This window comes from Paraburkholderia domus, from assembly GCF_905220705.1.
Classification (GTDB): domain Bacteria; phylum Pseudomonadota; class Gammaproteobacteria; order Burkholderiales; family Burkholderiaceae; genus Paraburkholderia; species Paraburkholderia domus.
Genome location: NZ_CAJNAT010000002.1, coordinates 438,683 through 453,848, shown reverse-complemented (window position 1 = coordinate 453,848; position 15,166 = coordinate 438,683). Strand labels below are relative to the sequence as shown.

The window sequence follows — 15,166 nt, the reverse complement described above, 5'->3', positions numbered from 1 at the left end:
AGGGGCTCCTGTTCAGATGATGCCGCGTGCGCGCCAGGCATTGCGGGTCGCGGTGTCGATGCCGAGGTTGTCCAGCACCTCGTCGGTGTGCTGGCCGAGCGTGGGCGCGGAGGTATTCACTGCGCCCGGCGTCGCACTCAGTTTCGGGACGATGCCGGGCAATTGCACCGGCGTGCCATCGGGGAGGAGGGCGTCGAGAATCATGTCGCGCGCGCGATAATGCGGGTCGCTCGCAATGTCGGCGACGTCGTAGATTTTTCCGGCGGGAATGCGCGCGTCATTGAGCGAGGCGAGCACGTCGTTGAGTGTGTGACGGCTGGTCCAGTCGGCGATCGCGGCATCCAGCCGCTCGACGTTCTTTACGCGGCCGTCGTTTTGAGCGAGTGCAGGATCGTCGGCCAGGTCCTGACGGCCGATCAGTTCCATCAGACGCCGGAAGATGCTGTCGCCATTGCCTGCAATCAGCGCATATTTGCCGTCGCTGCAGCGATACGCGTTCGACGGCGCGATTCCAGGCAGGCTGCTGCCCGCCGGCTGACGCACGGCGCCGAACGCCGAGTACTCGGGCAGCAGGCTTTCCATCATGTTGAAAACCGACTCGTAGAGCGCGACGTCGATCATCTGGCCCGCACCGCCGTTTTGGTCCCGATGGCGCAGCGCGAGCAGGATGCCGATCACGCCGTGCAAGGCGGAGAGGGAATCGCCGATCGAGATGCCCACACGTACAGGCGTGCGGCCGGTCTCGCCGCTCAGATGCCGCAAGCCACCCATCGCTTCGCCGATGACGCCGAAGCCAGGACGGTCGCGGTAAGGACCGGTCTGCCCATAGCCGGACACGCGCAACATCACGAGGCCCGGATTGATGGCGTGCAGTTCATCCCAGCCGAGGCCCCATTTTTCGAGCGTGCCGGGACGAAAGTTTTCGATCAGCACGTCGCTTTGCGCGGCCAGTTGGCGAACCACGTCCTGACCTTCGGGCGAGCGGAGATCGAGCGTGACGGATTCCTTGTTACGCGATTGCGCCGCCCACCAGACGGAGGTGCCCTCATGCAGCAGGCGCCATTTGCGCAGCGGATCGCCCGTGCCGGGTGGTTCGATCTTGATGACATGCGCGCCGAACTCGGCGAGCATTTTTCCAGCGAAGGGACCGGCGATCAGCTGGCCCATTTCGAGCACGCGAACGCCTTCCAGTGGCTTCGTCATGGTTGTCTCCTTGCAAACGTCGTTCTCTTGACGCTCACTTTGCGACAACTCGCGTGTGCTGATAATCAATGGATTCTCAACGACCCTTTCCATTCTGGAAAGGGTCGGCAAGCTTAACCGTCTGTATGGCCTGACATGAAGTCGAACAGGTTCAGCGCTTCAGGCGACAGCGTTTCGCGCGACAGTGTGCCGATCCACAACACGCGATGCGCCCACGCGTCGGTCAGTGTCACGGCGCGCAGGCCCGCTGCAAGAATTTCCGCGCGTACGGCGCCTTCGGGTAATACGCCGATGCCGAGTCCGTGCTCGATCATCCGGCAGATGCCATCGAAGCTATGCACCTGGATGCGCAGTTTGAGCACCCGGTCCGCGCTGAACGCGGCATCGAGCAGCCGCGAGAGAAGGGAACTGCCTTCGTTCAGGCCAACGTACTCGAAGTCGAGCGTTTCCGCGAAGGCGACTTCTTCGAGGGATGCAAGGGGATGGGTAGCCGGCACGAGCAGCACGAGCTTGTCCTCGCGATACAAGGCCTTGTGAATACCTTGCGACAGCACGTTGTCGGCAAAGATGCCGATGTCGGCGTCGCCGCTGCGGATCGCCGCGACGATCTCGTCGCTCAATCGTTCCTCCAGCGATATTTTCACGCCGGGGTTATCGGAGAGAAAAGCCTGCACGTCGTGCGGCAGGAACTGGATGACCGATGACGTGTTGGCCCAGACCCGCACGTGTCCGCGCACGCCGGCGGCGTAGTCGCTCATCTCGTTGGCCATGCGGTTCACGCGATCGACGACTTGCCGGGCGTGCGCGAGCAGCCCCTTGCCGGCGGTAGTCAGCTCGATGCCGCGCGGCTGCCGCAGCATCAGCGTGCAATCGATGCTGCGTTCCAGGTCCGTCATGCGCTTGCTGACCGCTGACAACGTCATGCAAACGCGCTCGGCCGCTTTTGTCAGGCTACCGAGTTCTGCCACGACGATGAATACGCGCAGTGATTGCAGGTCGTAATGTGAGGAGTGGGGCATGGGTGTTTTCGATCGGGGTAATTGCGAATTTGTGTCAGATTATCCCCGCAAACAAAAAGGATCCAGGCAAGCGGCAACAGCAGCGGTAGCCGGCTTTCGGGACCCCACCTGGAGTTAGCGGCGGGTTGCGCCTATCCTTGTCTCACCGCTTTGGCTGCCAGCGGCGCCGACGAGGTCTTCCATACTCTTCGATAATGAGTACCGCCCAGCGAGGGCAAACCCAAAAGGAGAAAACCAAATGTCACGATCCATCTCACAGCGCGCTTTCATGGTGTTCGGTGGTTTGGCCTTGGCGGGGACGCTGACCTTGGCGCAAGCGGCGCCGGTCTCATTTGACGTGCCGTTGACGGGTGCCCAACAGGTTCCGCCCGTGCAGACGCCCGGCGACGGCAGCGCCAACCTTACATACGACTCCAGCACGCGGGTCGTAACCTGGAACATCACCTTTAGCGGATTGTCGAGTCAGGCCACGATGGCGCATTTCCACGGGCCCGCTGCGGCCGGCAAAAACGCCAACGTGAAGGTCTGGCTCTCCCAGAAGGGCAACATGGAGATGGCGAGCCCGACAAAGGGCCAGGCCACGCTATCGCCAGACGACGCCAAGATGTTCGAAGCCGGCGACATGTACATCAACGTTCACACCAAGAACAATCCGAACGGCGAAATCCGCGGCCAGGTGGTGCCGCCGAAGAGCAACTGACGCAAGCATTGCAACGGCGCCCTGAGATCAGCTTCGCGACAAACTCAGAGATAAGCCGCGAGCAGCATCACCACGGCAGCGCCGACGCCGAGAGGCAGCAGCGCCAGCAGCGCTGGCGTCTGCCGCGGCGCGTCAATGGACGAAGGCAAGAGCTTGTAGCCGGTTAGCATCGGCCGCAGCAGGTTGTGTCCTTTTGCTACGGCATAGAGAGCGATCACGAGCACGTGCAGCGTCACCGCGGCGAGCAGCATGTCCCAAGCAAGCCCGTGCAGTGTCGAAATAGCATTGGCGAGCCACACGGGCACCCATTCGCTCAACGGCCCTTCGTCGGCGATGTCGTTGTTGACGTAGAGTCCGCTCAGCGTCTCGACCAGCAGCAACGCGAGCAGCAGCAGGACCATCCAGCCGCCAGCCGCATTGTGGCCCACCTGTACATCCGGGTCGCGGCGAAACAGGTGACGCAAATGGCGAAGTGCCGCCGCGGGCGACGCCACGAAACTGCGAAAGCGCGCGGTCTCACTGCCAAAGCATCCCCACAACAACCGGGAAATAACCAACGCGAGCAGCGCCTCACCGATCCGGACGTGCCAGTCGATCCAGTTCAGCTTCAAGGTGACATAGGCCGCCGTGACCAGCACCACCACCAGCCAGTGAAACAGTCGCACCGGCGCGTCCCAGACCAGCACCGGGCGGCGGACGGGCTGTGCCGGCCGCGTGACAGGTTCGTTAGCATCCATGTGTCGTGCCTCCGTCCGCGTGCCCCGCAATCGCGAGCGCCAGCAGCGCCCAGAATGGTTGCGCCATATTGGTCCAAACCTCGCCGAAAGCGATTGCCATCGCCGCTTTGCCGAGGTCTGCATGCAGCGCGTGCATGGCCAGGTCCCTGTACGGCCCAGTGCCCGTCCACCTCTTGGCACGGCGAAATTCGCGTGGTTCACAAAGCGCCGATTTTGCGGCTACACGGCAAGTCGATGAGGCTGTGCTGGCAAGTGGATTCAGCGTTTCGAGTTTAACTTGAAATTGCACTACGCTCAGTCCGACGCGAGCAAGTAGCACGACGTGCATCTTAAATATGACGCAGGACCCGGCGAGTTCGAATTGCAGCGCAAGCACATGGAGTGGCTAAGGTGTAGTGTTTGAAAGATGCGCGAGATGTCCAATTCAATCAAGACACATGTCAGCATAATGTCTACGTTCGGCGCGCATGGATCGAAGGCAAATAGTCGCTCCGCTGACTATATTCGCGGGGCTGTCCGCTGCCGCAAGAGGAGCTCACATGCAAGAGTTCGAGCGTATCAAGATCCTGTTCGTTGCCGGGTTTGGACCAATCGTTCGCGATAGAAGCATGGGTCGAAACTTGTACGGCGAGACCCTCAATATCTCATTCACGGAGGAGCAGGGCGGTTATCTGCATACCGAGGCCCTGAAGGGCGTTGGGAGTTTTGCCTTGTGGCCGCTCGATCAGGCGGCACAGTCCTGCTTTGGCAAAGATTCCTGGCCAGACAACACGCCCGCTCCCCAGGCATGGCTCGAATTTGATGTCGAGAACGTTGAAGAGGCAACTGCGGAGCTGGAATCGCGAGGCTATCGAATGCTCGTCAAGAACAAGAAGGAGCCATGGGGTCAGACAGTCTCACGATTTCTTTCGCCGGAAGGATTGCTGGTCGGACTAACAATCACTCCGTGGATGCGGCGCTCATAAGTGCGGCGAGCTGTTTCGGCCGATGCGGGAAACCGGGGACAGTAATGCGAACTTGCCAGGCTGGTGTATCGGCAAAATCCCGGGGTTACAGGTCAATACCATTAAGTGTGCATCGGCTGGTGTTGTCTTGATGGTGTTCCTGCGTGAGCGGAGGAGGCGGCGTTATGGACATCGAAATCAAGGTTCTACAGCGCGGTGACGAGGACATTCTCACAAACGTTGCAGCCGAGGTATTCGACAATCCGGTAGATCCAGAACTGACCAGAGAATTTCTTGAGGACCCTCGTCATCACATTGCTGTTGCGATCGACGATGGCGTGGTCGTCGGCTTTGCCTCGGGAGTTCACTATATCCACCCCGACAAACCGGCAGAGTTGTGGATCAACGAGGTTGCGCTTGCGCCGACACATCGACATCGCGGATTGGGCAAGGCCGTGTTGGGGGCCCTCTTTGAGCTGGCCCGGACCCGGAACTGTACGGTCGCCTGGGTCCTGACCCATCGAAATAACGTAGCCGCCAGAGCACTTTACTCATCGGTCGGTGGGACCGAAGGGGTGGACGACTCGGGGCCCGTCAATGCCATGATGGGATACTCATTTGCCCTCACGGGCGGTCTTTTTGTACGAGAGCTGCGCCTGTTATACATTATTTTACATAATATAAATTATCAACAATTCTGCTGTGTGTAGTAGCTTTATAGAAATGTCGGGTTCTGGCTCATTAGAAATGTCCGGTTCCCGGCTCCGGAGCCCGGGTGCTGTAGCGCATGCTGCGGCATGAGCACAGCCCGGGAGCCGGACATGAACGGACGTGGATTCATCACGATCAGCATGCACGAGCTCGAGCGTGTGAAGATCATCGAAGCGGTCCTCCAGCGGCGGCTGACGATCGTGCTGGCGGCTGAACGGCTGCAGCTGTGTGAGCGTCAGGTCAGCCGGCTGGTGCGGCGCTATGACGCTGCAGGACCGGCTGGTGAAGGAGCTGCAGCTGCGCGGCATCAGTACCATTGACGCCGCGAACGCGTATGCGCCCGCCTTCATCGCATCGTATAACGCGCACTTTGCGAAACCACCGAAGAGCACGTTCGACGCGCACCGGCCCTTGCGTGACGATGAGGATCTGGACGCGCTGCTGACCTGGCGCGAACTGCGCGATGTTCGCGTGGCTGGTACAGGCCGGCTATCTGGCCGGCAATCCGCTCTCGCTGTCGCGCCAGCGCGCGCGGCGGGCCAAGCCACGTATCACCCGTTATCTGTCGCCTGAGCTCTGGCTCGAAGTCAAAACCTGGATTCACGCGATGCCGAAAGAGACGGACCGCGAGCGCGAACATTACGCGCGCGTGCGCTGGCTGTTCACCCTGCTCTATCTGGGCGGCCTGCGGATTACGGAAGTGGGTGAAAACACCATGGGCCGATTCTTCCGCCGCCGGGACGCAAACGGCGAGGATCGCTGGTGGCTGGAAGTGTTGGGCAAAGGTGGCAAGGAACGGCTGGTGCCAGCCACGTCGGAAATGATGGCGGAGCTCTCGGCATACCGTCGCGAACGCGGACTACCGGCACTTCCGTCCCAGGACGAAGACACACCGCTGGTACTACCGATCGGGCAGTCGCTCAAGCCGTTGACGCGCGCCGCGCTGCACCGCATCGTCAAGCAGGTTTTCAGTGGCGCTGCCGACGCGCTGCGCGACCGCGGTGAAACGCATGCGCCACGAGCCGATCAACTCCAGCAGGCGTCAGCGCATTGGATGCGGCACAGCGAAGGTTCGCATATGGCGGACCAGCAGGTCGACTTGCGGCTTGTGCGTGACAATCTCGGGCACGCGTCGCTCACGACCACTAGTCAGTATCTTCACGATGACGACGATCGTCGTCATCGTGAAACCGATGAAAAGCACCGCATTGACTGGTAATCCAGACGGCTGAAGTTCTTGAGGTTTGTTCGGCGCCTGCCCGCACGCGCCGTCGCGCGCCGCTGAGCCCACGGACAGGGGCAGGCGTCGAACAAACCTCAAGACCAGCGGACCTCCGAAATCCTATTGGCCGTGCCCTGCACTCTGCAAAATCGCGCCAACACCGCTGGAGCGCCCTGCTCCGCAACGCCTTGGCGAGCTTTGCCGCGCTAACGGGTGTTCTCTCGGCCAGACCATCTCGCCACATCTACTGCTCGGAAATCGGGTGGCTGGCGGCCGTCTCTTCCGGCCTCGAGGTCGGGAATCGACTCAATGTACATACTTGCCCTTCTCAATAGCTGCCATTCACTCGGTCGCTCCGCACGAGAGTTGGAGCATTTCCGCCGAAACTTCGTCGACGCCATCAAGGTGGATGCCCCCGAGTTTCATGCTTGCCTGGAAAACGACACCATCACACGCGGCGGCGGGGCGCGATGGACCAGTGGGCGCGCGCGTGCCCGGCGTGCGCGCCATCAACGGTATGTCGTCGTCGACGATTGGGGTTTGGTCAGTTCGCCGTGCACAAATCACCAGTTCATCAGCTGTTGGCCACTTTGCACTCGCGACGCGCGGCCTCGCTCTTGCGACGCAGTTCTTCGGTGGTTTCGCCGCCACCTTCCGGCATCCAGCCCGGCGGCCGGATCACGTGATTTATCGCGGCCCGCACGGTCTTCGCCATCACCACGTCCCGTATTAGCGTCGCCCAGTGCTCGAACTCGACGACGAACGGATTGCGTGAGGTGCTCGGCGTGACAAGCCCGTAGCGGCAAGGTTCGTCGGCGCGTTCCTCGACGTAGGTGCCGAACAGCCGGTCGAAGATAATCAGCACGCCGCCGTAGTTTGCATCCAGATATTCGACATTCGACGCATGGTGCACCCGGTGCGAGGACGGCGTATTGAACACATACTCGAGCCAACCGAGCTTCGGAATCCACGTGGCATGCAGCCAGAACTGATACATGAGGTTGATGAAGAGCGTCAGCAGAACGACTTCAGGACGCACACCGAGCCACACGAGCGGCGCGAAGAAGATCGCCGAGCCCGACAGCTTGCCCGTCACGCCGAGCCGGTACGCGGTAGAGAGGGTCAACTGGTTCGGCGAGTGGTGCACGGCATGCGTGGCCCAGAAGAAGCGAATGCGATGCGACGCGCGGTGATACCAGTAGTAGCAGAATTCCTGACCGATGAAGAGCGCCAGCACCATCAGCGCGCTATTGAGTTCCACCGTGAAGATACGATGCTCCCAGGCGAGAGCAAACACAGGTGTCGCGAGCGATAGCGGCAGCAGCGCGAGCAGCTTGCGCGCGACGACGTCGGCGAGCGAAAGCCACACTTCGTGCCACGCAAATGGCGTGGCCGCATTGCGGTTTTTCCGAGTCAACCAGACGGCTTCGACCATCGATACGGCGATGACGAAAGCCGTGACATATAGCGTGAATTTTCCAAGTTCTTCCATGACGATGCCATAACGGTAGTGACCGGGGTATCGTCTGCGGTGAAGTCGTGGAACAGCGCATCGCATCCGATACGCGCACTTTAGCTATGGCTCCCGCAACAGGCTATGCAAAAGTTATTTCACCGCATGTCATGTGGATGGAGCTCCTTATGGACGACGTGCCAGCGGTTCGCGTGCAGTGCGCGGCGCATCCCTGCGCGTGCCGAACAGCGTGTCGCAGATGGGAAACGTCAGGTTGAAGTTTTGCGTCGCCATCAGCTCGGGATCGTGATGCGTGACGTGCAAGCGCCGCACGGTATTGACGAACGGAACGCGGTCGAGCAACGGGCTGTCGGTGACGTGCGACAGTGTATGCAGCCCCTCGTACATCAGGTAGTAAGCTGCCATTGTGAGCAGCGCGATATATCCCGCATTGCGCGAAAACAGATACCCAATGACGAGCGCGAACGGCACTGCCGCCAGCACAAACGCGACCGGCGCAAACGGCGGAAACAACAAGGCGCGCCAGTGCCGCTGGCCCTTGTATTCGAGCGTGACGTGCGTGAAGAACCTGTGATGGACCGCGCAGTGGCGCTTATAGATCATGCTGAAGTACTTTGTCGGCCGATGCAGCACGTAGCGATGCGCGGCCCACTCCGCCCAGTTGCCGAACAGAAAGAGCGGAACGACCGCCAGCCATTCGGCGAGCGTGGGCGCTTGAAGCCGCGTCAAACAATACACGATCACTCCGCCCGTGAAGAGCAGCGTGAAGCCAAGGTGCATTTCACCGCGATACCAGGGTGGCGTGGCCGCAACATAATCGTCACGAAACTGGTATGAGCGCGCGCGAACGTCCTCGTCGTATTTCATTGATGTCTCCTGTATTTGAGCGACGCGGGCGCGCTTTTGCGCCCGCTGGAATGCACTAGGCGGACTCGCGGGCGGTGCCGTTATCGAGCTTGCCGCGGGTCTCCGGCACAATGAACGCCCCCACCAGGAAAATGACGCTGATCGCCCCGGCGAAGATCGCGAGCGTCATCGGCAACTGGCTGGCGTCTTTTGCCACCAGCGAGACGGCGGTCGGCATCATCCCGCCGATCGCGAAACCGATGTTCCATGACAGCCCCGTGCCAGTGGCGCGGATCGCGGTCGGAAAGCGTTCGTTCAGGAAGATCAGAATCGGCGCGTAGCCGGCGCTGCCGAGCGCGCTCAGAATCACCGCGTAGACGCCGACCATCGTGATGCTTTGCGCTGTGGGCAGTAGCAGGAACAACGCAGGCAGCGCGAACAGGCGAATCAGGCCGATCCAGACGAACGCGCTCTTGCGTCCGATGAAGGTGCTCAGATGGCCCGCCGCGATCGACGCGATCACCACCGCGACGCTGCAGATCATCAGAATCGCGGCCGCAGCGCCGTTCGGTGCGTGACTCACCACCTTGAGGAAGGTCGGCAGGTAGCCGGACGTGAGGTAATAGCCGCTACCGCCGCCGATCGTCAGCAGCAGATTGACGAACAGAATCGAGCGATAGTCGCGTGAAAACAGCGTGCGAATCGGCGAGCGTACGACCTCGACCGGTGCGGCCGTGTTCTGCATTGCGGCCTTGGCGGCCTTCTCGGCGGCCAGCTTCTTCCACAGCGGCGACTCTTCCAGACTACTGAAGACGAACAAGCCGAGAATCGAACTCACAATGCCGGTGAAAAACATGCAGCGCCAGCCCCACACGTCGAACAGGTCGCCCGGGAAGATCGCCGACATCGCCAGATAGGTGAGCGAGGCGAGCAATGCGCCGAGTCCCGCACCACCACCGCCGATCAGCCCCGACACGGCACCGCGATATTTCGGCGCGACCGATTCGGTGCCGATGGTGTGGGTCGACGCCACCACACCGCCGACAAATACGCCCTGTATCAAACGCAGCATCAGGAACAGGATCGGCGCGACGAGGCCGACTTGCGCGACCGTCGGCAGCAAGCCGAAGGCTGCTGTCGAGAGACCCACGCCGACCACCGCAGTGATCATCGCGCCCTTGCGTCCGTGCCGGTCCGCGTAGGAGCCGAACCATGCCGAGCCGAGCGGCCGCATCAGTAGAGTCACGGCAAACGATGCATAGACCGCGGCGAGCGAGAGCATGGCGTGTTCGGACGGAAAGAACAGTCGTCCAACCACGGGTGCGACGAACAGCAAGACGAATAGATCGAACAGATCCAATGCCCAACCGAGGCACGAGGCCACGACTGCACCCATCACCTGCCGCTGGTCTACCGCGGGCAAAGCGGCGCCATTCTGTGTTGCAACCGACATCGTCATCTCCTTGATTTTCAGCGGGCCGTCTTTCGATCGCCCCCGTTTTAAGGCACGTTCTGGATTGCGTGCTCTTAGTGGTGTTAAGAAATTTTATCGTCCGACCACCGTGGACGACGTCGTGCTCGACGCTGCGCCCGGGTACCTTCGCGCGACCATCGCGTCGGCGATCTTTTCGGCCATCATGATGGTCGGGATATTCGTGTTCGCGGAAGGCAGCCGCGGCATCAGTGACGCATCGACGACCCGCAAGCCCTGCGCGCCACGCACGCGGCCCGCGTTGTCCGTCACAGCCATGACGTCGTTCACATCGCCCATCTTGCAGGTGCCGCTCGCGTGCCATACGCCGAACACATTGGCGCGAATGGACGACTCGAGTGCGTGCTCATCGGCAAGCAGTGCAGACATTTTCTGGCCTCCCGTAAAAAACCGTTCGATCAACGCCCGCCGGATTGGCGCAGGTGTGTCGAGCAGCACCCCAAGCATCGAGGTCAGCGCGGCGTTGCGGGTTCCGACGCGGCTAAGCGCCTTGACTCGTGGTGAAAACGCTGCGGGGAAAAAGTCGCGTGGATCGTGACTGAGCCCCGAGGCCTCGACGATTTTCGCCAGCATTCGCACGCCGAAAGCGAGGCGCGCGACATCGCGTGGATCGTCGAGCAGATTCAGATCGACGCGCGGCGGCACCGCTGCGTCGGGTGAAACGAGTTGCACACGGCCGCGTGAATGCGGGCGGTTGCACCAGAGAAAGAACAGCCCGAGCCGGTTGCCGAGTGCATGCCATGCGGCGCGCGTCGCACTCGACAGATACAGATCGGATGCATCGCACCCCGCCACGCCCGAGGTAAAACGCGCGGCCGTCATGCTCGCGCGGCGCCGCGACAAAGGCATGCGATAACGTCGCTCCAGAAAATGGCAGAAGGTCAGCGACGGATGATCCTGAAGATTGCGCCCCACGCCCGGCAGATCGATCATGCAATCGATGCCGAGCGCGCTCAGATCATCCCTCGCGCCGACGCCCGCTCGCATCAGCAGCGCCGGCGATTGCAGCGCGCCTGCACACAGCACAACTTCATTCGCCTCGAAGCGCACGTGGGCACCGTTGCGCGCGACAGCCACCACACCGCGCGCGACCATGCCCTCCATCACAATGCGCTCGACGCGCAAGTCCGGATAGATGTGCAGATTGCGGCGCCTGCGCGTCTGCTCATCCAGATAGGCGACGGCGGTCGAGACGCGCTTGTCGTCGAGATTCGAGAACGCGCCGGGAAAGTAGCCGTCACCGAATTCGCCGTTCTGGTCCTGCAAGCTGGCGAAGCCGTTCTTACGCATCCCGTCGGCAAACGCATGGCAGAACGGCGGCCAGTCGGCCTGAAGAATTCGGCGAATAGGCACCGGCCCATCGCCGCCGTGCAATTCGCCTTCCGGGAAATTCACGTCGCGTTCGAGCTTGCGGAAATACGGCAGCACGTCCTGCCACGCCCAGCCAGTTGCGCCATTGGCGGCCCAGTCGTCGTAGTCGCGCGGCAGGCCCCGATTGGCCGATTGCACGTTGATACTCGATCCGCCGCCCATCACGCGCCCTTGTTCATAGACACGCGGTGCGGCCGTTCGGGTCGCGCTCGCTTTGAGCTCCGGCCAGATGTACGTGTCGCCACAGAAAACCGGCATGGGATAGCTGTCGAGAATCGCCGCGGGCACAGCGCCCGGCGGCGTATCCCTGCCCGCCTCGATCAACGCGACGCGCAACGACGGTACCGCCGACAACCGGTGCGCAAGCACGCATCCGGCGGATCCACCGCCCACAATCACGTAATCGAAACGCTCCATATGCTTTGTCTCCTGCGGTTTTTTTATTCGCTACGGGGTGTTGCCGCTATGTTGTGCTGCGTTCGGTTCAACTGCCGCGAAACACCGGCTTGCGTTTGCCATGAAACGCTTCGACCCCCTCACGGAAATCGTCGGACGTGCGCAGACGGCTATAGCAGTGCCCTTCGAGTTCGATCGCGATCGAAAGCGGCGCATCTTCGCTATCGTTCAGCAGCTTCTTGGCGGTGCGTTGCGCGAGCGGCGAGAAGGCCCGCAGTTCATCCACCAACGCATCGGTCGTGGCTTCGAGCTGCGCATCGGCCACGCACTCCACCGCGATGCCCCAGTCGTAGGCCTGCTTGCCGGGAATGCGGCGCGAGCGCATGACGATGTCCTTGGTTCGACCGACGCCGACCATCTGCTGCAAACGCGCCGAGCCGCCCGAGCCCGGGATCTGACCGAGCTTTTGTTCCGGGAGTGCGTAGAAGGTAGTGTCGGTGGCGATGCGGAAATCGCACGCGAGCGACAGTTCGAAACCCACGCCGAAGCAGAAACCGCGATTGGCTGCGATCACCGGCTTGGAGCAGCGCGCGGGTGCCGCGATATTCCAGGCGAGCTTGGACACGTGTTCCGGCGACGCCTCGAGAAAACCCTTGATGTCGCCGCCGCTCGAGAAATGTTCACCCGTGGCGCGCACGACGATCACGCGCACGCGCTCGTCTTCGTCGAGTGCTTCGAAGGCCGCGCGCAACTGGTCGCGTGCATGCATCGAAATCACGTTAAACGGCGGCCGATGCAGAATAATGTCGGCCCGCTCGCGTTCGGCGTCGATCTCGATCGAAAAACCGTCGAGTTCTTGCAGCAGGGTCTGGCCGCGGTGGGTCAAGTCGGTCATGGGGTTACTCCTTGGTAGTTTCCGTGTGTGTGGCAATGAATGCGCCGCTAGCGCGGCTGTGGTTGCCGTCGTTACCGTCATTAGGCTGACCACGTTCGTCGCGTTCGTACTCGCCCGCGGACAGCTTGCGGCGCAAGATCTTGCCAACCGGCGATTTCGGAATGTCGTCGACGAAGACGTATTCGCGCGGCCGCTTGAAGTTGACGAGATTGGACGTGCGGCAATACGCATCGAGCGTTTCAGCATCGACGTATTCGCGGCGTTTGACGAAGGCGACGACCCGTTGGCCCCACCGCTCGTCTTTCACGCCGGCCACCGCCACGTCGTCGACGGCGGGATGCAGAGACAGCACCGATTCGATATCGACCGGCGAGATGTTCTCGCCGCCGCTGATGATCATGTCGTCTACGCGTCCGGACACGTACAGGTCGCCTTCAACGTCGAAGAAGCCGGTGTCGCCGGTGAAATACCAGCCGTCGCGCAATGACCTGGCGTTGGCGTCAGGGCGGTTCCAGTAGCCTTCGAACGCTTCGTCGCCGAGCAGGTCGGCGATGATCTGGCCTTCTTCGCCAACCTGCGCCAGATCCTCCGGCGTTTGCGCATCGAGCTTCACGACACGCAGGCGCGTATTGATGCCGGCACGCCCCGCGCTGCCCGGCTTTTGCGTCGCGTCCTGATCGATGCTGAAGGTGTAGACCTCCGACGAGCCGTAGTGATTGACGAACAGTTCGGGTTTGAAAGCAGCCGAGAGCCGCTTGAGCAAACCGTCGTTCATCGGTGCGCCGGCAAAGCCGAGTTTTTTGACCGAGGTCGTGTCGATTTCGGCGAAGGCCGGATCGGCCAGCAGATCGTGATAAAGCGTCGGTACCAGATAAAGACAGCTGATCTGATACTGCTCGATGGAATCGAGCGCGAAGCGGGCGTTCCAGCGGCGCGCGCAAACGAACACGCCGTCAACCATTGCCATCGAGAGCAGCGAGCGCACGCCCATCGTGTGATACAACGGCATCACCCCGAGCGTGCGCTCGCCATGCCGGTACAGGTTCTGCGCGACATGGGCGAGCGCGGCAGCACGCTCATGACGGTGACGGCGCGGCACGCCTTTGGCCTTACCCGTGGTGCCCGACGTGTAAAGAATCAGCGAGTAATCGTCCGCATTCGCGCGAGTGGTCTGGGTGCCGCCATCATGCGAGCGCTCGACAAGGAGTGCTGCGAATCTGGCGGTGCGGCCTTGCGCGTCGTCGAGTCCGATGCGCGGCAGATTTTGCGCAGCCGGGCTCTGCGTGACCGCTTCGGCACTGACCGGTTCATAGACGATCGCCTTCACGCCGGCATCGGTCACGCAGTAATCGAGTTCCTCAGGCTTGGCGCGCCAGTTCAACGGCACGATCACAATGCCCGCGAACTGGCAGGCCCAGTGCAAGGTTGCCATTTCCCAGCGGTTTTGCAGTACGACGAGCAGCCGGTCCCCGTGCGCGAGACCCAGTTCGCGCAGGCCTTCGGCGACGTTCACAATGATGCGATGCCACTGCGCATAGGTCAGCGTCAGGTCGCCATCGACCAGAGCGAGCGCGGTCGGGCTGCGCTCTACGCTTTGCAGAAAGGTTCGGCCGAGATCAAGCATGAGCGGCCTCCACGGTCTCACCGGCCTGCTTGCTTGCCTGACGTCTCGCCGCCACGTCCAGCACTGCTGCGACGATCGGCGTGTAGCCCGTACAGCGGCACAGATGGCCCGAGAGCATGTCGCGCACCTGCGCTTCGGTGGGATCCGGCACGCGCTTCAGATAGTCCGCGCACGACATCAGAATGCCGGCCGTACAGAAGCCGCACTGCAACGCGTGGTGGCGTTGAAACGCCTGCTGCAGATCGCCGAGCACCATATCGGGCGCGAGACCCTCGACCGTATCGATGCGACGCCCTTGCGCCTGCACTGCGAGCATCAGGCAAGAACGCCCTGCCACGCCGTCGATGTGTACCGTGCACGCGCCGCAGACGCCATGTTCGCAACCGACATGCGTGCCGGTCGCGCCCAGTTCGTGACGGATGAAATCCGACAGCAGGTCGCGTGGCTCGCAGTAGCCGCTGCGTTCGCGGCCATTGAGCGTCAGCGCGATGCACTGCCGGTCGCCCTGCCGCATGATGTTGTCTTCAGACGT

Annotated in this window: 14 protein-coding genes and 3 pseudogenes; 6 read left to right on the top strand and 11 right to left on the bottom strand. The window is 61.7% G+C overall.

Translation table 11 applies throughout. From position 1 onward, the window contains the following. Positions 1-12: 12 nt before the first annotated feature. The gene (locus tag KHO31_RS07115) at positions 13-1,203 is read right to left on the bottom strand and encodes a CaiB/BaiF CoA transferase family protein (protein WP_201083669.1); all 1,191 of its coding nucleotides are present in this window, start codon (positions 1,201-1,203) and stop codon (positions 13-15) included. 113 nt (positions 1,204-1,316) lie between these two features. After that, positions 1,317-2,222: a LysR family transcriptional regulator gene (locus KHO31_RS07110; RefSeq protein WP_201083666.1), complete on the bottom strand. Its 906-nt coding sequence runs from the start codon at positions 2,220-2,222 to the stop codon at positions 1,317-1,319. 238 nt (positions 2,223-2,460) lie between these two features. Here KHO31_RS07110 and KHO31_RS07105 point away from each other — a divergent pair, with 238 nt between their 5' ends. Next, positions 2,461-2,922, top strand: coding sequence for a CHRD domain-containing protein (locus KHO31_RS07105; protein WP_201083663.1), 462 nt, complete (start codon positions 2,461-2,463; stop codon positions 2,920-2,922). Between the two features lie 44 nt (positions 2,923-2,966). On the opposite strand, the gene KHO31_RS07100 is transcribed toward KHO31_RS07105, so the two are convergent. Further along, positions 2,967-3,659 carry a cytochrome b/b6 domain-containing protein gene (locus KHO31_RS07100; protein ID WP_201083661.1) on the bottom strand — a complete coding sequence of 231 codons (693 nt, stop codon included), beginning with the start codon at positions 3,657-3,659 and terminating at the stop codon, positions 2,967-2,969. A 22-nt stretch (positions 3,660-3,681) separates the two neighbouring features. After that, positions 3,682-3,848: pseudogene (locus KHO31_RS39960) on the bottom strand (TIGR00366 family protein); the annotation flags it as partial. Positions 3,849-4,198: 350 nt separating this feature from the next. Here KHO31_RS39960 and KHO31_RS07090 point away from each other — a divergent pair. The 5 genes and pseudogenes from KHO31_RS07090 to KHO31_RS07075 form a co-directional block, all read left to right on the top strand. After that, positions 4,199-4,624 carry a VOC family protein gene (locus KHO31_RS07090; protein ID WP_201083658.1) on the top strand — a complete coding sequence of 142 codons (426 nt, stop codon included), beginning with the start codon at positions 4,199-4,201 and terminating at the stop codon, positions 4,622-4,624. Positions 4,625-4,788: 164 nt separating this feature from the next. Continuing rightward, entirely contained in the window at positions 4,789-5,313 is a 525-nt protein-coding gene (locus tag KHO31_RS07085; protein ID WP_211622949.1) for a GNAT family N-acetyltransferase, read from the top strand. Between the two features lie 87 nt (positions 5,314-5,400). After that, positions 5,401-5,634 carry a helix-turn-helix domain-containing protein gene (locus KHO31_RS07080; protein WP_321207546.1) on the top strand — a complete coding sequence of 78 codons (234 nt, stop codon included), beginning with the start codon at positions 5,401-5,403 and terminating at the stop codon, positions 5,632-5,634. Next, positions 5,576-5,782: pseudogene (locus KHO31_RS39175) on the top strand (ISNCY family transposase); the annotation flags it as partial. The gene KHO31_RS07080 and the pseudogene KHO31_RS39175, both read left to right, overlap by 59 nt. Continuing rightward, positions 5,775-6,533: pseudogene (locus KHO31_RS07075) on the top strand (tyrosine-type recombinase/integrase); the annotation flags it as partial. The pseudogenes KHO31_RS39175 and KHO31_RS07075, both read left to right, overlap by 8 nt. A gap of 577 nt (positions 6,534-7,110) precedes the next feature. On the opposite strand, the gene KHO31_RS07070 reads toward KHO31_RS07075, so the two are convergent. The 7 genes from KHO31_RS07070 to KHO31_RS07040 form a co-directional block, all read right to left on the bottom strand. After that, complete coding sequence (locus KHO31_RS07070) at positions 7,111-8,028, bottom strand: sterol desaturase family protein (RefSeq protein WP_201079226.1); 918 nt, start codon at positions 8,026-8,028, stop codon at positions 7,111-7,113. Between the two features lie 147 nt (positions 8,029-8,175). Next, positions 8,176-8,877, bottom strand: a complete 702-nt coding sequence (locus KHO31_RS07065; RefSeq protein ID WP_201079228.1) for a sterol desaturase family protein — start codon at positions 8,875-8,877, stop codon at positions 8,176-8,178. Positions 8,878-8,932: 55 nt separating this feature from the next. Further along, on the bottom strand, positions 8,933-10,309 hold the full coding sequence (locus KHO31_RS07060; RefSeq protein ID WP_201079230.1) for an MFS transporter: 1,377 nt from the start codon (positions 10,307-10,309) through the stop codon (positions 8,933-8,935). 93 nt (positions 10,310-10,402) lie between these two features. Next, positions 10,403-12,136 (bottom strand): GMC family oxidoreductase, encoded by a 1,734-nt coding sequence (locus tag KHO31_RS07055; RefSeq protein ID WP_201079232.1) that lies wholly within the window; start codon positions 12,134-12,136, stop codon positions 10,403-10,405. A gap of 67 nt (positions 12,137-12,203) precedes the next feature. Beyond that, the gene (locus KHO31_RS07050) at positions 12,204-13,010 is read right to left on the bottom strand and encodes an enoyl-CoA hydratase/isomerase family protein (RefSeq protein WP_201079234.1); all 807 of its coding nucleotides are present in this window, start codon (positions 13,008-13,010) and stop codon (positions 12,204-12,206) included. A gap of 4 nt (positions 13,011-13,014) precedes the next feature. Then, positions 13,015-14,634 carry an AMP-binding protein gene (locus KHO31_RS07045; RefSeq protein WP_211622947.1) on the bottom strand — a complete coding sequence of 540 codons (1,620 nt, stop codon included), beginning with the start codon at positions 14,632-14,634 and terminating at the stop codon, positions 13,015-13,017. After that, on the bottom strand, positions 14,627-15,148 hold the full coding sequence (locus KHO31_RS07040; protein ID WP_201079408.1) for a (2Fe-2S)-binding protein: 522 nt from the start codon (positions 15,146-15,148) through the stop codon (positions 14,627-14,629). The genes KHO31_RS07045 and KHO31_RS07040 overlap by 8 nt, the downstream gene beginning before the upstream one ends. Between the last annotated feature and the right edge of the window lie 18 nt (positions 15,149-15,166).